The sequence below is a fragment of the Microcystis aeruginosa NIES-843 genome (genome assembly GCF_000010625.1).
GTDB classification, from domain to species: domain Bacteria; phylum Cyanobacteriota; class Cyanobacteriia; order Cyanobacteriales; family Microcystaceae; genus Microcystis; species Microcystis aeruginosa.
In genome coordinates this window covers 4,018,481-4,042,546 of sequence record NC_010296.1, presented here as the reverse complement: position 1 = coordinate 4,042,546, position 24,066 = coordinate 4,018,481, and the positions used below count along the sequence as shown (strand labels likewise).

At 44.8% G+C, this 24,066-nt stretch carries 14 protein-coding genes and 3 pseudogenes; 5 read left to right on the top strand and 12 right to left on the bottom strand.

Annotated features, from left to right (window positions below):
• Nucleotides 1-85: 85 nt before the first annotated feature.
• Nucleotides 86-493 (bottom strand): annotated as a pseudogene (locus MAE_RS18990) (DUF4277 domain-containing protein); the annotation flags it as partial.
• A 466-nt stretch (nucleotides 494-959) separates the two neighbouring features.
• Here MAE_RS18990 and MAE_RS35250 point away from each other — a divergent pair.
• Together MAE_RS35250 and MAE_RS18980 are read left to right on the top strand one after the other, a co-directional pair.
• Entirely contained in the window at nucleotides 960-4,541 is a 3,582-nt protein-coding gene (locus tag MAE_RS35250; protein WP_041804219.1) for a beta strand repeat-containing protein, read from the top strand.
• A gap of 831 nt (nucleotides 4,542-5,372) precedes the next feature.
• Nucleotides 5,373-5,738, top strand: a pseudogene (locus MAE_RS18980) (MotA/TolQ/ExbB proton channel family protein); the annotation flags it as partial.
• Between the two features lie 299 nt (nucleotides 5,739-6,037).
• On the opposite strand, the pseudogene MAE_RS18975 reads toward MAE_RS18980, so the two are convergent.
• Together MAE_RS18975 and cobN are read right to left on the bottom strand one after the other, a co-directional pair.
• Nucleotides 6,038-6,322, bottom strand: a pseudogene (locus MAE_RS18975) (AAA family ATPase); the annotation flags it as partial.
• Between the two features lie 476 nt (nucleotides 6,323-6,798).
• On the bottom strand, nucleotides 6,799-10,440 hold the full coding sequence (gene cobN, locus MAE_RS18970) for a cobaltochelatase subunit CobN (protein ID WP_012267005.1): 3,642 nt from the start codon (nucleotides 10,438-10,440) through the stop codon (nucleotides 6,799-6,801).
• Nucleotides 10,441-10,875: 435 nt separating this feature from the next.
• Here cobN and MAE_RS18965 point away from each other — a divergent pair, with 435 nt between their 5' ends.
• Nucleotides 10,876-13,071, top strand: coding sequence for an ATP-binding protein (locus MAE_RS18965; protein WP_012267004.1), 2,196 nt, complete (start codon nucleotides 10,876-10,878; stop codon nucleotides 13,069-13,071).
• A 640-nt stretch (nucleotides 13,072-13,711) separates the two neighbouring features.
• On the opposite strand, the gene MAE_RS30350 is transcribed toward MAE_RS18965, so the two are convergent.
• From MAE_RS30350 to MAE_RS18955, 3 genes are all read right to left on the bottom strand, one after another.
• Nucleotides 13,712-13,828 carry a photosystem I reaction center subunit VIII gene (locus MAE_RS30350; protein ID WP_004162778.1) on the bottom strand — a complete coding sequence of 39 codons (117 nt, stop codon included), beginning with the start codon at nucleotides 13,826-13,828 and terminating at the stop codon, nucleotides 13,712-13,714.
• 56 nt (nucleotides 13,829-13,884) lie between these two features.
• On the bottom strand, nucleotides 13,885-14,367 hold the full coding sequence (locus MAE_RS18960; RefSeq protein WP_012267003.1) for a photosystem I reaction center protein subunit XI: 483 nt from the start codon (nucleotides 14,365-14,367) through the stop codon (nucleotides 13,885-13,887).
• A gap of 254 nt (nucleotides 14,368-14,621) precedes the next feature.
• Nucleotides 14,622-15,032, bottom strand: a complete 411-nt coding sequence (locus tag MAE_RS18955) for a universal stress protein (protein ID WP_004162780.1) — start codon at nucleotides 15,030-15,032, stop codon at nucleotides 14,622-14,624.
• Between the two features lie 163 nt (nucleotides 15,033-15,195).
• On the opposite strand from MAE_RS18955, the gene MAE_RS18950 reads away from it, so the two are divergent.
• Nucleotides 15,196-16,404 carry a phosphoglycerate kinase gene (locus MAE_RS18950; RefSeq protein ID WP_002757146.1) on the top strand — a complete coding sequence of 403 codons (1,209 nt, stop codon included), beginning with the start codon at nucleotides 15,196-15,198 and terminating at the stop codon, nucleotides 16,402-16,404.
• Between the two features lie 137 nt (nucleotides 16,405-16,541).
• Here MAE_RS18950 and MAE_RS18945 read toward each other — a convergent pair whose 3' ends face one another.
• The 4 genes from MAE_RS18945 to MAE_RS18930 all read right to left on the bottom strand — a co-directional run bounded on the left by MAE_RS18945 (nucleotide 16,542) and on the right by MAE_RS18930 (nucleotide 21,671).
• Entirely contained in the window at nucleotides 16,542-17,126 is a 585-nt protein-coding gene (locus MAE_RS18945; protein WP_012267001.1) for a Uma2 family endonuclease, read from the bottom strand.
• 259 nt (nucleotides 17,127-17,385) lie between these two features.
• On the bottom strand, nucleotides 17,386-18,741 hold the full coding sequence (opcA, locus tag MAE_RS18940; RefSeq protein WP_012267000.1) for a glucose-6-phosphate dehydrogenase assembly protein OpcA: 1,356 nt from the start codon (nucleotides 18,739-18,741) through the stop codon (nucleotides 17,386-17,388).
• Between the two features lie 112 nt (nucleotides 18,742-18,853).
• Nucleotides 18,854-20,383 (bottom strand): glucose-6-phosphate dehydrogenase, encoded by a 1,530-nt coding sequence (gene zwf / locus MAE_RS18935; protein ID WP_004162784.1) that lies wholly within the window; start codon nucleotides 20,381-20,383, stop codon nucleotides 18,854-18,856.
• Nucleotides 20,384-20,489: 106 nt separating this feature from the next.
• Entirely contained in the window at nucleotides 20,490-21,671 is a 1,182-nt protein-coding gene (locus tag MAE_RS18930) for an RNA-guided endonuclease InsQ/TnpB family protein (protein ID WP_012266999.1), read from the bottom strand.
• A 168-nt stretch (nucleotides 21,672-21,839) separates the two neighbouring features.
• Between MAE_RS18930 and tnpA the strand changes: the two genes are divergently transcribed.
• Nucleotides 21,840-22,259 carry an IS200/IS605 family transposase gene (gene tnpA / locus MAE_RS36525; protein WP_041804218.1) on the top strand — a complete coding sequence of 140 codons (420 nt, stop codon included), beginning with the start codon at nucleotides 21,840-21,842 and terminating at the stop codon, nucleotides 22,257-22,259.
• Nucleotides 22,260-22,413: 154 nt separating this feature from the next.
• On the opposite strand, the gene MAE_RS33500 is transcribed toward tnpA, so the two are convergent.
• Entirely contained in the window at nucleotides 22,414-22,602 is a 189-nt protein-coding gene (locus tag MAE_RS33500) for a hypothetical protein (RefSeq protein ID WP_158303543.1), read from the bottom strand.
• A gap of 21 nt (nucleotides 22,603-22,623) precedes the next feature.
• Nucleotides 22,624-23,814, bottom strand: a complete 1,191-nt coding sequence (locus MAE_RS18920) for a DUF3747 domain-containing protein (RefSeq protein ID WP_004162788.1) — start codon at nucleotides 23,812-23,814, stop codon at nucleotides 22,624-22,626.
• Nucleotides 23,815-24,066 lie beyond the last annotated feature (252 nt).

Below are 24,066 nucleotides of genomic sequence, written 5' to 3'. Positions count from 1 at the left end.
CCCCGGAGAATATATAGTATAGACTGATTCTAAGTAGGGAGACACAATTATTTGTAGGATGGGTTAGCGGTAGCGTAACATAATCTGATAGAGAAGTCGAATCTAAATGGCAATTCTCGGTTGCTACACCAAATTTTTTCACGGCGGCTAAACTGATGAGTAGGAAAATGACCGAAACATTAAGTTGATAAAGTTTGTCCATTACTCGACCAATTTTATCATCATTCAAGTGCTTGGGTTCGATGCCCTCTCCCAGCAGATGTTCGGTTGCTTTATCTTCAAAAAATTGAGGAAATAAATACAAGGCCCCGGAGACAAATCCCAATCCGTTCAGGATAATTGCTTTCACTACTTGCCCCGCTGTGACAATTTCTCCTCGCTCAATTGAGACTTGTTCGTTGATAATTTCAACGATTCCTATTTCATCGATAATTCCAGCTACTAATCCCAGATGGTCTAGATTTTTGACTTCAATTTCTGTTGATTGATTCATGGTCGAACAGTCCACTCGCCTAGGTTTTGCAACAATTCCTATTTTTTCATAATTAGGGGTCTCAAGACCCCCCTAGCGGCCACCGAGAAAACCTTCACCAGCTAAGTATTTTTACTCAAGTCTCTGGAGGGGGACAGCTTATGTGACAGTTGAGGGTGCGGAATGTGGGATACAAGGGCTAGAGCAACTTTTGATTTCAACTACTAGGGTGCGGAATGTGGGACTAAAATAAAATACTGTTTTTTCGTCGCAAACTTATGATAGGATGTACCCACAAGTGGCTCAGAAATTAAACGGGCAATTGTTCCCTAAGGTAACTTAACGCGATGTGCAACTTACAACGATCAAATCAGGATTTCAGACTACTCACCGATTTTTCTGGTTTCTGAAACCCTTATAAATCAAGGACTAAAAATTAGTTGCACATCGCGTAACTTAACATTTTTGCACAAGATGAGGTGGAATTATGCCCTTGTTTGTCGGAACACCAAACGATGACCTGCTCATTGGCACTATAGACCGGGACACACTGCAAGGTTTAGATGGTAACGATACCCTGAACCCTGGCCGCGGCTCTGATGACGTGGATGGTGGTAGCGGTATTGATGTCTTAGAAGTCGATTACTCAGGTTTAACCACCGATATCCGTCAATTTACCACCTCTTTTTCCACCAGTGGTAACAGTATTTCCTACAGAAATATCGAAAGATTTAACTTGACTGGGGGTAGCGGCAACGATAACCTGTTCGGTAGTAGCTTAAATGACACCCTAATCGGTAATGCCGGTAATGATACCCTCAACGGTAATGACGGGGATGACAACATTAATGGTGGTGATAACAACGACCTAATTACCAAGGGTGGCGGTGTCGATACGGTCGATGGTGGTGCGGGGATTGATACTCTTGTTGATGCCGATTTTTCCGTTGCTACTACTGCTCTCAATCTCACCATTGATGGCACGACCCTAGCCGATATCAACCTACCCGATGGTACGAGAATCAGAGGTTTTGAGTTTTTCACCAATGTCACTGGGGGTCTTGGGAATGATCGCCTTCGTTTGACCAGCACAACCCCAGCCAATAACAACCTACAAGGGGGAGCGGGCAATGATACCCTTAACCCCGGTCGCGGCTTCGATGACGTGGATGGTGGTAGCGGTATTGATGTCTTAGAAGTCGATTACTCAGGTTTAACCACCGATATCCGTCAATTTACCACCTCTTTTTCCACCAGTGGTAACAGTATTTCCTACAGAAATATCGAAAGATTTAACCTGACTGGGGGTAATGGCAACGATAACCTGTTCGGTAGTAGCTTAAATGACACCCTAATCGGTAATGCCGGTAATGATACCCTCAACGGTGGCGACGGGGATGACAACATTAATGGTGGTGATAACAACGACCTAATTACCAAGGGTGGCGGTGTCGATACGGTCGATGGTGGTGCGGGGATTGATACTCTTGTTGATGCCGATTTTTCCGTTGCTACTACTGCTCTCAATCTCACCATTGATGGCACAACCCTAGCGGACCTCAACCTGCCAAACGGCACTAACATTAAAGGTTTTGAGTTTTTCACCAACATTACTGGTGTTCTTGGCAGCGATCGCATCCGCTTTACAAGCCTCATCCCGGCTAATAACAACCTACAAGGGGGAGCGGGTAACGATACCCTTAACCCTGGCCGCGGCTCTGATGACGTGGATGGTGGTAGCGGTATTGATGTCTTAGAAGTCGATTACTCAGGTTTAACCACCGATATCCGTCAATTTACCACCTCTTTTTCCACCAGTGGTAACAGTATTTCCTACAGAAATATCGAAAGATTTAACCTGACTGGGGGTAATGGCAACGATAACCTGTTCGGTAGTAGCTTAAATGACACCCTAATCGGTAATGCCGGTAATGATACCCTCAACGGTAATGACGGGGATGACAACATTAATGGTGGTGATAACAACGACCTAATTACCAAGGGTGGCGGTGTCGATACGGTCGATGGTGGTGCGGGGATTGATACTCTTGTTGATGCCGATTTCTCCGTTGTTGCTACTGCTCTCAATCTCACCATTGACGGCACTACTTTAGCAGACCTAAACCTACCCGACGGCACCAGTATCAGAGGTATCGAGTTTTTCACCAATGTCACCGGCGGTGTCGGCAGCGATCGCATTCGCTTCACAAGCCTCATCTCGGCTAATAACAACCTACAAGGGGGAGCGGGCAATGATACCCTTAATCCCGGTCGCGGCTCTGATGACGTGGATGGTGGTAGCGGTATTGATGTCTTAGAAGTCGATTACTCAGGTTTAACCACCGATATCCGTCAATTTACCACCTCTTTTTCCACCAGTGGTAACAGTATTTCCTACAGAAATATCGAAAGATTTAACCTGACTGGGGGTAATGGCAACGATAACCTGTTCGGTAGTAGCTTAAATGACACCCTAATCGGTAATGCCGGTAATGATACCCTCAACGGTAATGACGGGGATGACAACATTAATGGTGGTGATAACAACGACCTAATTACCAAGGGTGGCGGTGTCGATACGGTCGATGGTGGTGCGGGGATTGATACTCTTGTTGATGCCGATTTCTCCGTTGTTGCTACTGCTCTCAATCTCACCATTGACGGCACTACTTTAGCAGACCTAAACCTACCCGACGGCACCAGTATCAGAGGTATCGAGTTTTTCACCAATGTCACCGGCGGTGTCGGCAGCGATCGCATTCGCTTCACAAGCCTCATCTCGGCTAATAACAACCTACAAGGGGGAGCGGGCAATGATACCCTTAATCCCGGTCGCGGCTCTGATGACGTGGATGGTGGTAGCGGTATTGATGTCTTAGAAGTCGATTACTCAGGTTTAACCACCGATATCCGTCAATTTACCACCTCTTTTTCCACCAGTGGTAACAGTATTTCCTACAGAAATATTGAAAGATTTAACTTGACTGGGGGTAGCGGCAACGATAACCTGTTCGGTGGTAGCTTAAATGACACCCTAATCGGTAATGCCGGTAATGATACCCTCAACGGTAATGACGGGGATGACAGCATTAGTGGTGGTGATGGTAACGATTCTCTTCTTGGGGGCAACGGTAATGACACTATTAGCTCCGGCTTAGGGATTGACACAGTAAACGGAGGAGGAAACCTCGGTGATTTACTGATCGTTAACTACTCCACTCTGACTACGGATATCACTCAGACAATCAATCAGATATCTACCACTAGCAATCAGGTTAATTACACCAGTATCGAGCGCTTTAACTTGACTGGGGGTAGCGGCAACGATAGCTTATTTGGTGCGATTCTAGATGATACTCTAATCGGTAACGCCGGCAACGATACCCTGATCGGTGATAACGGCAATGATAGTATCAATGGGGGGGCTGGGAATGACAGCCTGATCGGTGGTGACGGTAATGACACCCTCAGCACAGGTCTAGGTACTGACTTTGCTGACGGTGGCGGTAGCATCGACCTTCTGATCGTTGACTACTCTAGCCTCACCACTAATATCAGCCAAACCGCTACTGTCATCTCCACTACTGGTCATCAAGTTGCTTACACAGGCATCGAGCGGTTTCAAGTGACTGCGGGTAGCGGTAATGACCGTTTGTTGGGAGGAGTATCGGCAGATCTCCTCAATGGCGGTGCTGGCAACGATACCCTCACCGGTGGTCTAGGAAATGATACCCTCACCGGCGGTGGTAATGCCGATCAATTCATTTTCAACAATCCTAATGAAGGCATTGACTCGATTGATTTTGTCAGCGCTCAAAACGATCAGATTGCCGTCTCTAGAACTGGTTTTGGTGGTGGACTCGCCGTCGGCGCCCTGGCTGCCGCTCAATTTATCTCTGGTGCAGGAATCACGGCAGCGACCACAGCCACGCAACGATTTATTTATAACACCACTAATGGCGCTTTGTTCTTTGATGCTGACGGTAGCGGTGCTACTTCCGTCGCTCTTCAAATCGCCACTCTCACCGGTGCGCCGACTCTCGTTAATACTGGTATCGTTGTCATCTAGATTAAGGATTAGAAATTAATCCTGAAACTGACTAAGGACAGTTATTCCTGGACTTCCCCCATACAGAAATACTAAAAAATTAACAAAACCCTTACTGCCTGGAGCTTCTCAGAAAAAATTGAAAAGACGCTACTGGGTACATTTTCCCTTTGAAAATGGCTGTACCGTTGACTGTATCTAGAGTAGAGCGATTCCGTAGAGTTGGCTGTATAGTGATCGCTAACCTTATTGTAACAGATGGTGTCATTAATCTCTAGAGTCAGCGATTCCCTCGGTAGCCATGTTTTTGATGGTTTTCTGCCTGGAAACAAGCTATAATGGTCGAAGGGTCAAATTTGAAAAATTTTGCCTCAAACCCTGTCTGCGTAAGGATTTCAGGAGTTTGTACCCAGTAGTTTATTAGTATTACATTGCTTTAACTCAGGCTCTGTAAGACTTTGAGCCATAGCTAGTATATTTATACGGGGGAAGTTCAGTTATTCCCTAATCTCTTTTCCTATCTAGAAAAGGGGTTAGGGATAGTTTGCTGAGGGAAACTTTGTATAAACCCGCTAAACCCTAAATTTTTGTAAAAACCCCCGATCAGAGTCGTCTAGAGGTTATTTTTCGAGGAATTTTTTGACTGGACTGAGGTTCACCATTCACATCTTCAGGCCTCTTGAAAAGCCCCATCTCATCCTGTATTCTAAGTCAGCGTGAGAACTATAAATGTCAATCGATTAAGCTAAATCTTAAACTATAATCCTTAAACTATAATCATTACCCGATCGCCCAGGAGGGACAAAACAACTCGTGAGTATAACTGATTTAATCCAAAAAGGCGGAGTGGCTATGTGGCCGCTGCTTTTTCTGTCTATTTTAGCTCTTAGCACTATTATCGAACGAATTTGGTTTTGGAGTCGCACCCTCCTCAGTGAAGGCCAGATTTTAAACCGGATTATGGAATCGGCCATCCGTAATTGGGATGTGGCGGCAAAAGTCGCCAGAGATTCCCGCAATCACCCCATCGGTAGCTATCTTTATGCTCCCCTGCGCTTAGAAAATCCAGATCCAGAGGTTTTTCACTTTGCCCTCGAGTCGGCTGCCGATGAACAATTATCCTTAATGAAACGGGGCGATAAAATCCTGGAGGCAGTCATCGCCCTTTCTCCCCTGCTAGGATTATTAAGTAGTCGTGCAAAATTAATTTCTTGGTTAGGATAGGCAAAAGGCAATAGGCAAAAGGCAAAAGCTTTATCGAAATGTGTAATTAATTTTGCTTAGGTACTTAGGGACTACATCAAGTTTCTGATATTGCTCTGGTGTTCCGTTTTTTAGCTTTGCTTCTACGACTAGCATTTAACAATCCTCGACCATTGGATAGTTTAATTATAACACAGTTTACCCATAGATGGTAGAATTAAAATCGTGCTTTGCAGTTAATATCCTGGTCGGATTTCATCCCCCGCAAAGGTGAGTATCTTGTCGAAAAATTTAGCGGGGGCATTCATCCGACATTTTAGGTAAATCTGAAATTCAATGCTTCCTTCCTGACCCTGGGAACGAAGACGCTCAAACCCGCCCCGACCTCGCGCATCACAAGCTTCTTCTACTCCTCCTTTAAGACAATCAGATAAAAAACCGAACGCATCAAAAACTGTGCTTTTTCCCACACCATTTTTGCCGATAACGGCCGTCATCGGTGTCAGAGAATCTCGATTTTGAGTATTCCATAACTTGCCCAGAGTTATATCCTTGAGCGCTCGATAATTTTTAATCCTCAATCCCTCAATTCCGGCCATTATTTAGTCCCGTTTCTCATTACTAAAGTAATTTGAGCAATTTCTTGATAGATTGATTCTAGACCAGTTATTAATAGAGTTCTTGCCTAATTAGGGTTTGCTGAATAAATCTAAAAACCTTGTTGGATAGGGTTTTTAGACTTGTTTTCCCTCAAAAAGTGCCGACCTTTGGAGTGATTGGGGGGAAAATTCAGGTACTTTTTCCCTGAAAATTAGGTAATTGACCCCCTGAAAATGGGTAAAACCCCACACCCCACACCCCACACCCCACACCCTGCCCCCAGGAAAAGCTTTTTCAGCAAACCCTAATTAATTTTTGAGAGTTCAAAAATGAGAAAAATAGGCATAAAATTGCATAAAATCCTTAGATAGAGCATTTAATTGATTAATGCTCATTCTTAATTCTCCTGACTACTGACTACTGGCTACTGACTCCTCACCTAAGGTCAGATTTTTGATTTTTACAAGAGGTCTAATTACTGACCCGATTCGATCGCTCCTTCGGCCTCATGGACAATTGCCCTCAATCGATCTAAAGTTTTCTGGTCCACCTGGGTCCATAATCCCCGTTGTTGAGCCTCTAACAATCTTTCGGCCATATCTCGCAATGCCCAGGGGTTTTTCTCCTGAATAAATTGTTGTACCTTGTCGTCAAATAAATAAGCTTCGGCTACTCCCTGATAGATAAAATCCTCCACTAGATGAGTAGTGGCAGAGTAGGCAAAAATATAATCTACGGTTGCAGCCATCTCGAAAGCGCCTTTATAGCCGTGTCGCATCACTCCCGCTATCCATTTGGGATTAACCACTCGCGAACGGTAAACCCGGCGAATTTCTTCCTCTAGGCTTCTGATGCGGGGATTTTCCGGTCGGGAATGATCACCAAAATAGGTGACGGGATTTTTGCCGGTTAAAGCCCGGACACTGGCAGTTAAGCCGCCTTGAAATTGATAGTAGTCATCGGAGTCGAAAATATCGTGTTCTCGATTGTCCTGATTGTGCAGCACTATCTCTAATTCTTGCAGTCTATTTCTCAATACTTCCGGTAAAGAATGGGCAGTTCCTTGACTATCATAGGCATAACAACTCCAGTTAATATAAGCATTAGCTAAGTCTTGATCATTTTGCCAGTTTTGTGACTCGATTAACCCCTGTAAACCGGCCCCGTAAGCACCCGGTTTGCAGCCAAAGATTCTGGCAGTAGCTCTCAGTTTCGCCTCCTTTTCTCCTAAGCCCTGATTTAGCCAAAACTCCCTCTCTGTCTTCACTTTCGCCGCTAAAGGATTAATTTTTTCCTCTTCCTCTTGACAAGCTACCGCATTTATGCAAGAATTAAGAAGATGTAGTATGCTGGGGAAACTGTCCCTAAAAAAGCCCGATACCCGAACGGTCACATCAATTCGAGGACGGCCTAAGCTAGACGGGGTAAGGATTTCAAACCCGACTACCCGACGGAAAAAACCATCCCAAAGGGGACGAATTCCCAGTAAAGCCATGGCTTCGGCCACATCTTCGCCACTATTTCTCATCGTCGAGGTTCCCCAGATAGAAATCGCCAAAGTGCGGGGATATTCGCCATTTTCTTGGGTATAACGTTCAATTAGTGCCTCTGCGGCCTTTCTTCCCACTTCCCACGCGGTTTCTGTGGGGATTGCGCGGGTATCGACAGAATAGAAATTTCTGCCGGTGGGGAGAACATCGGGACGGCCGCGGGTGGGAGCGCCGGAAGCACCACTGGGGACGTATTGGCCAGTGAGACCTTTTAAGAGATAGGTAAGTTCATCGGGGGTTTGTTTTAAAGCAGGAATTAACTGATTTTCTAGCCAAACCAATTCTTTTGCCGTATTTTCGCCTAGAGGTTCAATTTTCTGGCTAATTAAATCCTGAGCGAGACTTTCCAGATAGGTAGTAGTATCGTTATATTCCGTCAGGGGGTCGCAGTCGAGATGGAGGTCAAGGGCGATCGAACGGGTTAAACCGGGGCGGTCGGGACTAGGAGAACGAGCGATCGATTGGATTAAATCAATTAACTGCTGACCCTGGGGACATTGACCGAAGATATGTAAACCGTCGCGGATTTGTGCTTCCTTGAGTTCACAGAGATAACCATCCACGAGGGTGAGAAATTGACTAAAGGAAGCGCTGGTCGCAACGCGCTCGCTACGCGAGATCGTGCCTAGCTCTCGATCGAGATTAGTTTTCGCCACCAGATCGTTAATCCGCTCGCGAATCAGAGCTAAACGAGAAGGATCAAGAGATTCTGCTTGATAATATTCATCGATGAGGGACTCTAACTTTTCCCAATCCCCATACAATTCCGCTCGCGTCATCGGGGGAGTGAGATGGTCGATGATAACAGCTTGGGAACGTCTTTTAGCGCTGGAACCTTCTCCGGGGTCATTGACAATAAACGGATAGAAATTCGGCAGCGACGAGAAAGCAATTTCGGGATAACAATGGGGAGAAAGAGCGAGACTTTTCCCTGGTAGCCATTCTAAATTGCCGTGTTTACCGAGATTAATCACGGCAGTGACTTGGAATTCCTGTCGTAACCAATGGTAAAAAGCGAGATAGCTGTGGGTAGGTTCCAGGTCGGGGGAATGATAATTAAGAGTCGGGTCAAGGTCATAACCGCGAGAAGGTTGAATACCGATAAAGACATTACCTAACTGGATGCCGGGGATAGGAAAATCCCCGTCCGGATGTCCCCAACGGTCAAGCATAGCGCTTTGATTATCGGGGGGAAGGGAGGAGAAATAATCTAGATATGCTTCTAGGGAGAGAGATTGATAGATAGGTTTTAATTCCCTTGTCTCCAGGTCATTAGTGATACTGGAAATAAGCAATCGCATTAATTCGTCGCTATGGTCGGGGAGGTCGGTGAGGGTATAACCTTGGGTTTGTAATGCGCGAAGAATTTCCAGACCACTAGCGGGAGTATCTAAACCGACTCCGTTAGCGATACGACCATCCTTATTGGGATAGTTGGGGAAAATGAGAGCAATTTTTTTCTGGGAGTTGGGAAGGGAGGAGAGTTGACAATAGTTTGCGGTTAAATCAGCGACAAAATCAACCCGGTGGGGGAGGGGTTGATAGATAACTATTTCCGTTTCTAGTTTGGGATGTCGGGTGAGGACAGATTTAAAGGAAATAGCGCGGGTGATAATTTTGCCATCCATTTCCGGTAAAGCGATATTCATGGCCACATCCCGGGGGGAAAGACCTTGATAACCCTGTTGATAAGCTTCTAAACTGCTGCTGCTGAGGATAACTTGGAAGATGGGTTTATTGAGGGACTGCCAGAAGTGATGATTTTGTTTGTCTTCCGGTCGCTGGATAGAGAAGCTAGTGGTATCGAGAATTAGGTCTGGGGGATGGTGGGAAAAGAGGGTTAATAGTTCCTCTTGCACTTCAATTTCCCGCAGAGAGGAGAGAAAGATAGGGACAGTTTCAATATTTCTTTGGGTGAAAGCGCTGATTAAAGCATCGATAGCTTTGGTATTACCCGCGAGATAATGGGAACGATAGAAAAGTATCCAAGTCCGTGCTTGGGGTTGGGATAGGGTTATCTGGGAATAGATTCCCAACCGAGGGACAACCTGAGGAGGAGAGGGAGGATAGTCGAGATGGAGACAGGTATGCGCGATAAATTTAGCAGCATTAATCCAGTTATCTATCCCTGCTTCCGTGAAATAGCACCATAACTGGTTAACAGTAGTCAGGGAAGCAGTGGAATGACTCATCAACTCTAAATCCGGTTTATCCTCTCCCGGGAGGACAAATAAAGTCGCACCGGTGTCCTCGACAATTTCCTTAACTACTTCCAATCCGTAGGACCAACTCCCCCGTCCCCCCAATAAGCGAAGAATAATCACTCTTGCTTGGGATAGTACCTTGTCCCCATAGTTATCGATACTGTATTGCTGCTGTAACTGCGATAAATTCAGGGCGCGAATTGCGGGAAAATTATCGGGTAGATGGTCGATAGCTGCCGCTAGAGTTTGAATATCGGTATCGGCCATGGTGAGGAGAACAATCGGGGCCGGATTTTGGTCAATAATAATCACCCCTTCGGTATCTGCTGTCCAACCACCCGCTTGGGGAGCAATTCGGTGCATAAGTTTTGAGAGTCAGGTTAAATAATGATTAGGTTTTGAGAATCAGGGTCTCGATCGAGGGATCATTCTTAGGTAGATAGAGATGATTATATCTGTCTGCGGCAATTTAAAGAACAGGCAATAGGGATTAGGGAATAGTAGGGGATAGGGATTAAGAAAACTTCACTAAAAACCAAACCCCAGTCCCCTTACTGATGACTGGGGAAGTGGGAAGTGGGAAGTGGGAAGTGGGGGAATTTCAACTAAAACCCTAACACCCTAACACCCTAACACCCCAAAACCCTAACACCCCAAAACCCCAACCCCCCAAAACCCCCCGCAACGCGCACGCAGTGACCAACCTATCTCCTGCCTCGCAGCCTCGCAGCCTCGCAGCCTCCTGCCTTCTGATAACTGATAACTGATAACTAATAACTAATAACTGATAACTGATAAATGAATGCTTCTCCCGCTTATGTTTGCTGTCAAGTGTTGTCATCTACTCACCTCGAACAAATTCGTTCTTGGTGGGGACAGTTGGCAATACAGGTGACAGCACCGAGGATTAGTCTCAGTGAAAGAGAGCTTCCCCCACAGACAGGAGAAATCTATCAACTCTTGCTTTCCACTGACCTACAAGCTTTATTGTTAGCCAGTCCCCAAGGGCATAATTTTCAGTACGAAGTCCGCATTAGTTTTGAAGCGAACACGATTAAAAATTTTCTGCAAGGACTGTCCGTCAAGTCTCTCCACAACCCAAAAATTCAGCAGGGTTATCAAATTTTAAATCTGCCTCTATCCATTAATGTCAGCAGTTTTCAAAATAAAATTTTAGTCAAAATTCTCTCGATAATTTCTTCTCCGTCTGCTGATAGAGATTGTTCCCGCATCTTCTCCGTTTGTCAACCAGTAGAAGCTGCCCTATCCCAACAAATCCAACAGGAAAGATTATTAAACCAAGTCATCACCCAAATGCGTCAGAGTCTGGAGTTACCGGTGATTCTGGAAACCGTAGTCAGGGAAGCGCGAGAGTTTCTGCAAGTGGACCGATTGTTAATTTATCAATTTTTTCCCAGTACCAGTGAGGTAAAGGGAAAAATAACTTCCGAGTCGCGCATTTCTGAACAGATAAATTCGGTGTTAAATTTAACCCCCGAAGACGATTGTTTTTCCTATATTCCCCAATACAAAGAAAAGTACCGTCAAGGATTAATTCTGGCCGTAGATGATGTGGATGCTAACTATTCTTCTTCCTTCTGTTTGTCGGAATTTTTGCGACAACACCAAGTGCAATCAAAATTAATCGCCCCGATTGTGGTACAAGAAGAATTGTGGGGTTTATTAATTGCCCATCAATGTCAAGAAAAACGCCAATGGTTGCCGCAAGAAAAGAAATTTTTAGGTCAGATTGGTGAACATCTCGCCATCGCTATCTATCAAGCGCAATTATATTCTCAAGTACAGGAACAAAAAGATATTTTTGAACGCCGGGTAATAGAAAGAACCCAAGAATTACAAGATACTTTAATGGCCGCAGAAGCCGCTAACCTCTGCAAAAGTGAATTTTTAAATAATATTAGTCATGAGTTATTAACTCCCCTAACTTGTATTATCGGTTTGTCCAGTACCCTGCAAAAATGCTCGGCAGCCAATAATTTTTTACCCCCCGACAAACAAAAACACTATCTAAAAGTTATTCAGGATAACGGCAATAAACTATTAGAATTAATCAATGACTTGCTTAATTTCTCGCAAGTTTCGGCGGGGAAAGCTGTTTTAGATATTAAACAATTTTCGCTAAAATATCTCTGTAATCATGTTTTAGAAATTATTAAAACAGAGGCAGAAACTAAAGAAATTAATCTGATTTTAGAAATGAAAATTACCGAAAAAGAGCATTATTTTTACGCCGATTATGATCGAGTTCAGCAGATACTTTTATACTTGTTAAAAAATGCCCTAAAATTTACCCCCGAACAGGGTGCTGTCACGCTGAGACTGTGGAAAGAAGGCAGTCAGGTCATTTTTCAGGTAGAGGACACGGGCATCGGCATTCCTGCTCAAAAAATACCGCTTCTGTTTGAAAAATTTACCCAGTTGGATGGCTCCCGCAAACGTCGTTATGGTGGTGTAGGATTAGGATTGGCTTTAACTAAACAATTAGTGGAACTCCATCGCGGCACGATCGAGGTAGAATCTTGCTTAGATAAAGGTTCCATCTTTACCGTCCGTTTACCTCAACAAAAGCCCCCCAAACCCCAACCCTCGGATAATAATCCCCATTTTAATCACCACCATCCCACTATAGTTTTGATTGAAAGTGACGAAGAAATCGCCAATCTTATTTGTGAGTTATTGATGGTGGCACATTATCAAGTTATTTGGTTAATCGATAGTGTCTCCGCTATCAAAAAAATTGAGATCGTGCAGCCAGGTATTATAATTGTCGATCGAAAAATGCCAGATATATATCATCTCTGTCATCTTTTAAAAAAATCCCGCCAAACTCAAGCCAGTAAAGTGCTAATCTTGAATGATACCCCTGAAATCAGCGTTAATTTTCTCGGTCGTCATGGCATTGACGACTATCTCCTCAAACCCATTCAACCCTCCCTATTGTTGGAAAAAATCCGCTATCTAACCGCTTTATAAGTGGGGTTTGCGGCAAAAAGTTTTTTGTGGGGGTAGGGGTGCATCTCATACTAAATCCTGTTTAAAAAGTATAGGATAGTGGGGTGTGGGGTGTGGGGAGAAACAATTCATAACTTGAGAGTTAATCACACTATTAAAAAGGGATTTGGTATCATTTTTGTAAATCTACTAATTTGGGATTTTTCAGGGGAAACTTTCTCCTAAAATTGGGCGTTACTTTCGGTTTTATCACTCAATCCAAGCTTTTGGGGGGTTCTACCCCCCCAAACCCCGGAGCGCATTAGGTTAACTGTGAGATGCTTACACGCGATTGTTCATATTTTTGTACTAATTTAAGAGTCACTGATAATTCTAAATCCGGTTATTAAAGACTGATTATTTATCCCCCTTTTTGCCTTTTGCATGAGTGCCTTTTGCCTATCTTCATAAGTAGCCTATACTCAACGGATTTAGTATAATTGCTGATTGTCGGTATTTCTGCAAATGTGGGATGCACCCTGGCCCCAGGGTGTGGGGTGTAGTGTTTTACCCATTTTCATCTGGTCAATATTTTTCTTTTTTCCTCAGAAAATAGAGCTTGAAAACTAACTATCAAATAGCTAATTTTCAAGCTCTTAATTGTAGGAATCCTAGAGCTAAATTAGGATTCACTCTCGATATAGATAAATAACAAACCCATAACCACGGCTGGCATTAACCAACAGACGATCGGGATTAAAATCCAAGGCAGATAAGAAGCTGCGTAGTCACCAGTCATGTCAAACGCTCCTAGTAAAAAAATAAGGAAATGATAACAGGTAGAAAAAGGGTTAATTATTGATTAAAAACCCCGCGCATGATGCCATCAACGACACCAAGATTTTCTAGGAGGAAATAGGCCACAAAAGCGCCACCCATACCACCAATAAAGAAACCGGCGGCGAATTGACTCCAACCCTCCGCCGATTTCAGCGGATCATTACTAGCGGCCTTACCTTGGAAAGAGACAAGACCATAACTAGCTAAACAACCCGTAGCCAAAAGAACCATGGCTAAAGCGGGGATTAAGCCGCCGATATTGGCATATTCGGAGTCTCTCAAGGGGCCCAGGACAACCCAGGGACCACCGAGGAAATAACCGTGGGCCATACCCACTTCTAGACCGCGCAGAATCGGAGCTAGACCGGGACGATAGGCAGGTAAGTTACCAATAAAAGCTTTGGTAAAACCAGAAGCGGAAATGGGGGTAGCTAGATGACCAATGAACGGATCATCATTGTAGGGTGTCACCACCTGTTTGTATCCAGTTTCAGCCATTGTGTTTGAGTTCTCCTTTTTCCGATCAACAGGAAAATTGATCATAAAACTTTAAGATTACACTTTAGGCCTAAGAATTACTTCAAGCAACCCCATCGATCGAGTTTTCAAGGGTTGACGGCTGAAACTCTCACAATTCGTTACATTTCTCTCGGGAGAAGGGAGTGGGGAGCTTTTTTTCAGTGAGCAGTAAACAGTAAACAGTGAACTGAAAACTCACATCTGCTCACTGCTCACTGCTCACTGCTCACTGATTAAGGGATAATCAACACTGGACAGGGGGCAAGGTTAATAACTTTAGTGGTGACGCTTTCGGACACGCCTTCGCTGGTTAATCCTAAACCGCGACAACCCATAACGATCAGGTCGGCATTAATTTCATCGGCCACATCACAGATGACAAAAGAAGGCATTCCCTCCCTTTCAATCATTTCCGCATTGATGCCAGCTTGGGCGAAAATCGCCCGCGCCGATTGTAACAATCGATCCACCGCTTCGATCGAACTCATCTTATCGTCGGGGGCAATTTCTCCGGTGGGTGTCGTTTCCACCACCGACAACAGGATCAAACGACTGTCAAAGATTTTGACTAATTCGATCACACTACTGGTCGCGTCACGACTTTCGCGGCTGTGGTCGATGGGAAATAAAATCGTCTCAAACATAATTAGCAAGTCTCTCCAATCAAATTTTTCTGGGCAAATCAGTCTTAGAACTGCAAAACTGATCCCCAAATCTGAAATAATCTTTGTCAAAGTAATTGCCGCAAGTAGCGATACCCTGATTTAATCTTTATTGTACGGTAAGCAATCTAGGAGGTTATGGGCTGTGCCAAAAAAAACAGTAGCGAATTTAACAGAAGCTGATTTAGCGGGCAAACGGGTCTTAGTCCGGGTCGATTTTAACGTTCCCATGGACAAAGCCACCGGGGCAATCAGCGATGATACCCGCATTCGGGCGGCACTACCAACGATTGAGGATTTAATCAAAAAAGGGGCTAAGGTTATTTTATGCAGCCACATGGGTCGCCCCGACGGTCAAGTTAAAGAAAATTTGCGTCTGACCCCTGTAGCTAAACGTCTCTCGGAATTATTGGGCCAAGAAGTAATCATGTGTCCCGATTGTATTGGTGAGGGAGTGACGGCAGCGATTAGTCAAATGTCTAACGGTCAAGTGGCCCTTTTAGAAAATCTGCGTTTCCACGGTGAAGAGGAGGCAAATGATCCCGATTTTGCCAAAAAATTAGCCGCTAACGCCGATTTATACGTTAATGATGCTTTTGGTACCGCCCACCGCGCCCACGCTTCTACGGAAGGCGTTACCCACTATCTCAGCCCCTCGGTGGCGGGTTATTTGATTGAAAAAGAATTAAACTACCTACAAGCAGCTATTGAAACTCCCCAACGTCCCCTAGCGGCGATTATCGGCGGTTCTAAGGTTTCTAGTAAAATTGGCGTGATCGAAACTTTATTGGAAAAGTGCGATAAACTGCTCATCGGTGGCGGTATGATCTTTACTTTCTACAAGGCCCGCGGTTTAAGTGTTGGTAAGTCTTTGGTGGAAGAGGACAAACTGGAATTAGCCAAATCCCTGGAAGCGAAAGCTAAAGAAAAAGGAGTGGAATTCCTCCTTCCTACCGATGTGGTGTTAGCGGATAAATTCGATAAAGATGCCGAGTCCCAAATCGTCAAGGTCGAAAATATTCCCGATGGTTGGATGGGATTGGATATTGGACCTGAATCAGTTAAAGTTTTCCAAGAAGCTTTATCTAACTGTAAATCTGTCCTCTGGAATGGCCCCATGGGGGTGTTCGAGTTCGATAAATTTGCGGCGGGTACAGATGCGATCGCTCACACTTTAGCCGATTTAACTGCTACGGGTACAACTACCATTATCGGTGGTGGTGACTCGGTAGCGGCGGTAGAAAAAGTGGGAGTGGCGGAAAAAATGAGCCATATTTCCACCGGTGGTGGCGCTAGTTTGGAATTACTCGAAGGGAAGGTTTTACCCGGTATTGCCGCTCTCGATGAGGCCTAATTATCGCTAATATCTCAGGTTTAAACAAGGTGGGTGTTGCCCCACCTTTTTTTATGAATTAGGGAGTGGGTTTTTAAAGTTGGATTGGGAGTTAATCATACCAGGACTTTTGCGGCAAACCCTAAATAGTTGAGCCACTAGGATACTTCAATTGCGGTAAAATCCACCCGCTGATATAAATCTGTCAGGGATATTTGAAAATCTAGAGAAAACAAAGTTAAAATCGCTTCTTGAGCGTGATAATCCCGAAATGCCCAATGATCGCCTCTTTTATGAAACTGTTCTATATAATAACCATATTGATCGATTAAAATATATTCTTCAAAACTATTAAGAGAGCGATAAAATTTAAACTTATCACCCCGATTATAGTCTTGAGTAGATTTTGATAAAACCTCGATAATCACCTGTGGATTGGTAATCGTATCGGTGCGTCCTCTTTCAAGAATTGGTTCTCCCTTAACGATCATAATATCGGGATAGGTGTACATATTATAGGCGGGTATTGCCAAGCGTAGATCGGTGATAAATATATCATAGGCTTGATTCTGGATAGTTAAGGGAAATCTTCTATAAAAATTTCCCGCAATGCGATTATGGTTAGGAGTTCCCCCAGTCATAATAATAATTTCTCCATCTCGATACTCGTGTCTGTCGGTGGCAGTTTCCTCTAGTTGAAAGTATTCTGCGACTGTGTAGCGTTTCTCAGTGGTTGCGACCATATTGCCCCCTTGAAAGCAAAGCTCTGTTTTTATGATAACCTGTTTTCTGAAAAGGTAAGTAGCTGGTTATAATTAAATTAAAAATGGATTTTAGGTTCGATCCCCCCTGCCCCCCTTGATAAGGGGGGTGTCTGATAATTTTTAACGCCTACCTACTTATAATTATCGGTTTTAATCAGGTGCTGACTGCCGGATAAATATCGAGAGACCTTGTTAACAAGGTCTCTCGAAAGTGGGTGGGATTATTGTTGCTAATTTGCTAATCCGGTTGGGATAATTTGAGGATAGCGCTAGTGACTTTCATGCTTTCTTGATAAAGCACGTCCTGGCCCCAACGCTGTAACTGTTTACCTAGCAGAGTTTCTGTTTTTTGGTCTTCCAGATGGGACACTTGTTCAACGCGGCAAGATTGGGCCCCTCCCGAAGCTTCCATCCGCATACAGCCAGTAGTTCCCGAACAAATTACCGTACAACAATCGGCCTGAAGATTAGTAGAACTGAGTTTAATACTAATCAGATCCCCTTGTACCTCACCCCAATCGGCCACGGGAACACCGGCTAATTCCGCCTCAATTAAACGCTGGTCCTGACCGAGGAAGCTAATCCGATGAATAGCGTAATCTCCCGACCGGTGACTATATCCCACCGGTCGCCATTGTAACCGGCTGGCCATCCAACCGAGGAACATAAAAGCTTGGCAAGGATTGCCCTTTTCGTAATCAATAGTGATGCGATCGACTTCCAGAATAGCATCCCGGCGCTCCGGTGGATCAAAAGCCTCGGCGGTTAGTTCTTGCCAAGGAGCGAGACGACTCCAGTTCAGGTCAGCTAATGGTACATCTGTTGCTAATAAATCCCCCACTTGCAGCAGTTCCGTTTCCGGTTCCCGAAAAGTGCTGGAATCGACGATAATCGTATCACATTGACTGGCCAGACGCTTAAATAGTCCATATTCCGCATCCGGACTGGCTTTCCACCAGAGAAATTTGGGCAAACTGGGAATAGTTAACTCGGAAATAATGCCGCCAATTCGTTCCAAGGCTTCCGCTGTGCCGCTTAAAGTGACGTATTCACAGCAAACTAAAGTGTTCTGACTACGTTTGTTGACGGGACAATAGGCAGAAACAGAGGCTTTTACCCCTTCATCGGCCTCGGCGGTGGGACAGAGGGTAATAATGCGACAGGGATTGGAAGCAGCGATCGCATCTGCGACCCCAATCGCATCCAAATCGGCGGCGTATTGACGATGATTAGCCCCATCCTCGGCGTTTTTTTCCGCTTCCCAGGCCGCCCTTAACCGAGCGACAAATTCATCGCTAGAAAGCCCAGTTACTTCTAGTTCTAGGTCCTTCTGGGCGACTTTGATGGCGGCGTGAGTCCGCGGACCGGCAATACCATCAATCGGGCCGGTGTAATAGCCGAGAAGGGTTAACAATTCCTGTACCGCATCGGGTTCATAGACAATAAAGCTAAAGGTGGTGGCCCGGGTGGCGGCCATACCATCCTCATTATCATTATAGGATTGCCAGATATCGCGCAGTTCCTGCTCGATCACATCGATGGAAACATCTTTCGGTGCTTGCAGGGAGACAATGGGGGGGCTTTGGGTAGTCATGTCAGTTATCAGTTATCAGTTATCAGTTATCAGTTATCAGTTATCAGTTATCAGTTATCAGATGTGAGTTTTTAGTTTACTGCTCACTGATTACTGGTCACTGTTCACTGTTTTAGAGTCGTCGCCAACGACGGCCATCGCGGTTAAGGAGAAATTCTGCTTCTGTGGGTTCCCAGGTACCCGCTTCGTATTGGGGTACGGAGGCGGGATCGGCGGGAGCGTCCCAAGCGGCGAGAGCGGGAGTAACGATGCGCCATGCTTCTTCTACCTCGTCAGAACGGGTAAATAGGGTTTGATCTCCTAGCATAGCGTCTAAAAGTAGCCGATTATAGGCATCAGCGCTGGCAACACCGAAGGAGGAACCATAACTAAAGTCCATTTCTACCGTGCGCGTGCGTAATTCTGACCCCGGCATTTTCGCCTCAAAACGGAGGGCAATACCTTCGTTAGGCTGAATCCGGAGACTCAGTACATTTGCATTAGTTTGTTGGGCTGCCGATTGGAAGATTAATAACGGCACATTGCGGAATTGGATGGCAATCTCGGAAACTTTTTTCGGCAGACGTTTACCCGTACGCAGATAGAAGGGGACACCCTGCCAACGCCAGTTATCTACCATTAATTTCATGGCCACGTAGGTGGGGGTGGTCGATTCGGGATTAACCCCCGGTTCTTGCCGATAGCCCAGAATGGGTTTTCCTTTCATCCAACCGGCTTTATACTGGCCGCGGATGGCGGATTTTTCCAGGTTATTAATATCGGCCAGGTGAGTCGCTTGCAGGACTTTGACTTTTTCGCCACGGACACTATCGGCGTTAATAGCGTTGGGTGCTTCCATCGCCGTCAAGCAGAATAACTGCATCAGGTGATTTTGCACCATATCGCGCAAAGCTCCCGATTTTTCGTAATATCCGGCCCGCTCCTCCACTCCCACGGTTTCGGCCACGGTAATCTGGACGTGATCGATAAATTGACGATTCCAGAGGGGTTCAAAGATAGCGTTAGCAAATCGGAACACCAATAAGTTTTGGACGGTTTCCTTGCCTAAATAGTGGTCAATGCGATAAACTTGGTTCTCCTGACAAACCTCTTGTACGACTCGATTGAGAACTTGGGCAGAACTGAGGTCTTTGCCAAAGGGTTTTTCGATCACTAAGCGGTGTTTAATTGGGTCTTTCAGCATTCCCGCCGCGCCGAGGTTTTTAAGACCGGGGGGGAAGAAATTAGGAGAAACCGCTAGATAAAAGACTCGATTGCCGCGGGTTCCCCGGATTCCGTCTAATTCTTCCAGAAAGACTTTCATTTTGGCGTAACTTTCCGGATCGTCCATGTTGCCGGGGAAATAGTACAACCCTTGGGCGAAGTCTTGCCAATATTCCTCACTGCCAATCCCGTCGGAAAATTCTTCGATGCCTTGGCGCATCTGTTGGCGAAAATAATCATGACTCCACTCTCGGCGCGCTGTACCGACGATGGTTAATTCGGCCGGTAGTCGTCTTTCCCGTTTCAGTTGATAGAGAGCAGGAACCAGTTTTCTTTGGGTTAAGTCTCCCGATGCCCCAAAAATGACTAAAATTAGGGGTTCTGGGGTTCTTTCTTGTCGCAATCCCACTCGGAGAGGATTTTCGAGCAGCTTTACCATAGGATTTTGTCTAGCCGAGGTGCATTATTTTCCAGTCTAGCGAAAATACTCGACGGGATACCTAAATTGACGCTCCCATCGCACTAAGCGCTTCGGGATTCCCTGTTCATCCAGTTACCTTATCTACTAAGCTTTCACCTAATAGACAGTGGGTAGTCTGTCCGAGGGCTTGAATTTCTGTCCGCCCGACAGTATTTGCCCGTGCGAGAATGTTTATAGCGGCGTTTTCGTCTCTATCCAAGACACACCCACAAGAACAAACATGAGTTCTTACAGATAATGTTTTCTTGACAATATTACCACAACTAGAACATTGTTGGCTAGTATATTGTGGGTTCACCGCTACCACAAACTTCCCGTGTATTTTCCCAAAGTAGTCTAACCAATCGGTGAACATTGACCAACTCGCATCTTGAATAGATTTAGCAAGCTTAGGATTTTTCACCATATTAGATACCTTCAAGTCCTCATAGACTACCAAATCGTTAGATTGGATTAACGCTTTTGCTGTCTTAACGGCAAAATCTTTACGCTGTCTAGAAACTTTTAGATGAAGGCGAGCTACTTTAGATTTCTGTTTTAATCTTTTTTGGCTTCCCTTTTTCTTCTTTGAGAGTTTACGTTGAGCCTTTTTTAGTCTTTTTTCCGACTTACGAAGAAACCGTGGGTTATCAATTTTATCCCCATTAGAGTCAGTTAAGAAATGGTTTAAACCTAAATCAATCCCTACTTCTTTTCCTGTAGAGTCAAAGGTTTCTACTCTCTCAATGTCTAAGACAAATTGACAATAAAAGCCATCGGCTCGTTTAATAAGCCTGATTCTTTTGATAGTGGATTTATCGAGAATCTCACGGTTAAAAGTACCGATTAGGTTTAATTTTCCTATCCCTGTTTTATCCGTGATGTGGATAAACTTTTTGTCTTCTGTTAGTTTCCAACCAGAAGTTTTGTACTCGACAGACCTTGAAAATTTTTTGAATTTAGGATAGCCTTTTTTTGCCAAACCCCTTTGACAATTGTCGTAGAAACGGGATATAGAAAACCAAGCTCTTTCGGCACTTGCTTGACGAGCCATAGAGTTGAGTTTACCAACAAAAGAAAATTCAGGAATATTAGATAATTCGGTAGTTAGCCTACACAAAGTAGCATAGTTAACCTGATCTTCTTTAGTAGAGTCCATCCAAAATCTTAGACATTTGTTCCGAATAAACTGTCCCACCCTGATAGCCTCTTGAATGGCTATCTTTTGGGAAGGATTGACTTTTAACTTAAACTCTATGACTCGCATCGATTCGACCTCTCAATGTGTTAAGTAGGGAGGCACAATTATTTGTAGGATGGGTTAGCGGTAGCGTAACATGAGCAGGCGTTGGGTTTCATGCTTCAACCCAACCTACGTTCATCTCAATGTGTTATACCATGATTATAGCAATTCGTAGTACAAAATTTCAAGAGCATAAAAACTAATTATTTTAAGACTTGTAGAGCCACTTTTAATCTCACCGTACATATAGTTCTTGTGACAAAATATCATCGGAAAGTATTCCAGAAAAAGCATTTAGAGTTTTTGAGAATAGTTTTTCAAAACATAGCTGAGAAATGGGAGGCGAAGGTAATAGAGATTAACGGAGAATCAGACCATGTTCACATTCTTTTAACTTACCCACCCCATAAGCTGTTAAGTAGTCTAATCGCTAACTTAAAATCAACTTCTTGCCAGCTGATGTGGGATAACTTTTCAGACCACTTGAAAGAGATATATGGTCAAGATAAGAGAATTTTGTGGACAGGGGTATATTTTGTGGCTAGTTGTGGCGGTGTCACAATAGACCAACTTAAGAAATATGTCGAGAATCAAGACTCCCATGAATATTAGCTGTGCTTCGCTGTTTTATGCTGGTCGGTTTTTCATCTCGTCAGTGAAACCGAGGGTTCCTTCAAACCGACATTTAAGGTAAAAATTAACAACCACAATCAGTAATCAGTAATCAGTAATCAGTAATCAGTAATCAGTAATCAGTGATCAGTAATCAGTCATCAGTCATCGGTAATTGGATAATATCTTTAGGCCTTTTTGAGATCAAACAGTGCCGGGCCTGGGAGTGAGCGGGGGGAAAATTGGGGGGACTTTTTCCCTGAAAATTAGGTAATTGACTTCCTAAAAATGGATAAAACCCCACACCCCACATCCTACCCCTAGGAAAAACTTTTTGCCGCAAACTCTGATGGAGGAGAGGCCGTTATTTTTTGGCGGTTTTAACACAATCGAGGGTACGGACGATGGCGGCTGCTGCGTAGTTACGACGGGCGGGATCATTTGGTACAAAAGCACTACCCTGCTCGTTCAAGGGAGAGGCCACACCGCAAAATCCCGACATCTGGGTAATTAAACTGGCGGCCCAATGACCAGAAGTATCGGAAAAATTGGTGGGGGTTTTAGTTTGGGCTAAATCGGGGGCTTGTTTTTGCTGAGTTTTCAGGTAGGTGGCGGCCTGTTTGAGAATCGCCATCAATTCGGCCCGGGTGATGGGGTCGGTGGGACGGAATTCGCCGTTAGCTTTGCCGGCAACAATACCATTGGCCCGGGCCCATTGGATTTTTTTGGCACTCCAGCGCGTCGCTTCTACGTCGTTAAAACTGCCGCTGCCGGGGGGAATATCTTCTAGGTTAATTTTGGTGACAGTTCCCATCCCTTCAATAATCATCGAGACGAATTGTTCCCTGGTGACGGGATTTTCGGGGCGGAAGGTGTTATCTTCTTTAAAACCGGCCACTACCCCAAGTGCGATCGCTTTTTCAATCTCAGTTTTATAGATATCGCCGCTAATATCCTGAAAACTAGCCCCAGAACTGGGGGGAGGAGTGGTTTCGTTGATGGGCGGTCTCCCGGTGGCTGCGAGAACTTCCGCTTCTTTGCCGCTAAAGTAGAAGTGGCCTAAACTTTTGCCTTGGAAAGTACGACGGCTAAATCTCCAACCCGGTTCGAGGATAATTTTCATAAATCCTGTTTGCATTCCTCGGGTTCTTCCCACCACTAATTCCGGTCGGCGGGCATCCCGGGGGGTTCCCACTAAGTATAATTCGCCATTGCGTTCCACAATACGCAGGATGTAATCTAGCCCAAAATCCCGGCCATCCAGACGGATAGAATAACCATTACTATCGGTGGCGCGGCGACAAATGCCGGTAAAGTCAAAGTTGAGGAGTAGAGGGTCGATCATGACGGGATTTGAGCCGCTTTCGCTCCAACACTTCTGTTTTCCCTGGATTTGTTCCAAGACTAGCAGGTCAAATTTATTACCTCCGTAGGGACGAGCGATCGCTACTACCTGGGTCTGCTCGATGTCCTGTTCGTCAAAGTTGGCCGCTGGTGTGGCAGTTATGCCCAAGGTCATTAGGGCGGTTAGGGCGATCGATAATCTGGCTTTCATAATCTTTAATCTATAAGACGATTTTTGCAGTAAAAATAGACGTGCTAATCCCAATATTCTATGACTGAATGCTTCCGGTCGTTGTTCCAGACTGCGCCGGATTGTTGTCTGTCCGCACAAGTTTTCTCTCAATCTTCAATTTCCGAACCTATTTATCCTGGCAATATTCTGATGGAACTGGTGGGTTGATCAATATTAATTCGGTTAGCTGTTGAAACTGGGGAGATTTTGGCGAATTGTTGAAAATTTTAG

Excerpts from the sequence above, each read along its gene's own strand:
- MAE_RS18960 (WP_012267003.1), bottom strand. The coding sequence starts at position 14,367 with ATGGCTGAAACTGGATACAAACAGGTGGTGACACCCTACAATGATGAT.
- MAE_RS18955 (WP_004162780.1), bottom strand. The coding sequence starts at position 15,032 with ATGTTTGAGACGATTTTATTTCCCATCGACCACAGCCGCGAAAGTCGT.
- MAE_RS30350 (WP_004162778.1), bottom strand. The coding sequence starts at position 13,828 with ATGACTGGTGACTACGCAGCTTCTTATCTGCCTTGGATTTTAATCCCG.
- MAE_RS18945 (WP_012267001.1), bottom strand. The coding sequence starts at position 17,126 with ATGGTCGCAACCACTGAGAAACGCTACACAGTCGCAGAATACTTTCAA.
- MAE_RS18930 (WP_012266999.1), bottom strand. The coding sequence starts at position 21,671 with ATGCGAGTCATAGAGTTTAAGTTAAAAGTCAATCCTTCCCAAAAGATA.
- MAE_RS18965 (WP_012267004.1), top strand. The coding sequence starts at position 10,876 with ATGAATGCTTCTCCCGCTTATGTTTGCTGTCAAGTGTTGTCATCTACT.
- MAE_RS35250 (WP_041804219.1), top strand. The coding sequence starts at position 960 with ATGCCCTTGTTTGTCGGAACACCAAACGATGACCTGCTCATTGGCACT.
- zwf (WP_004162784.1), bottom strand. The coding sequence starts at position 20,383 with ATGGTAAAGCTGCTCGAAAATCCTCTCCGAGTGGGATTGCGACAAGAA.
- cobN (WP_012267005.1), bottom strand. The coding sequence starts at position 10,440 with ATGCACCGAATTGCTCCCCAAGCGGGTGGTTGGACAGCAGATACCGAA.
- opcA (WP_012267000.1), bottom strand. The coding sequence starts at position 18,741 with ATGACTACCCAAAGCCCCCCCATTGTCTCCCTGCAAGCACCGAAAGAT.
- MAE_RS18920 (WP_004162788.1), bottom strand. The coding sequence starts at position 23,814 with ATGAAAGCCAGATTATCGATCGCCCTAACCGCCCTAATGACCTTGGGC.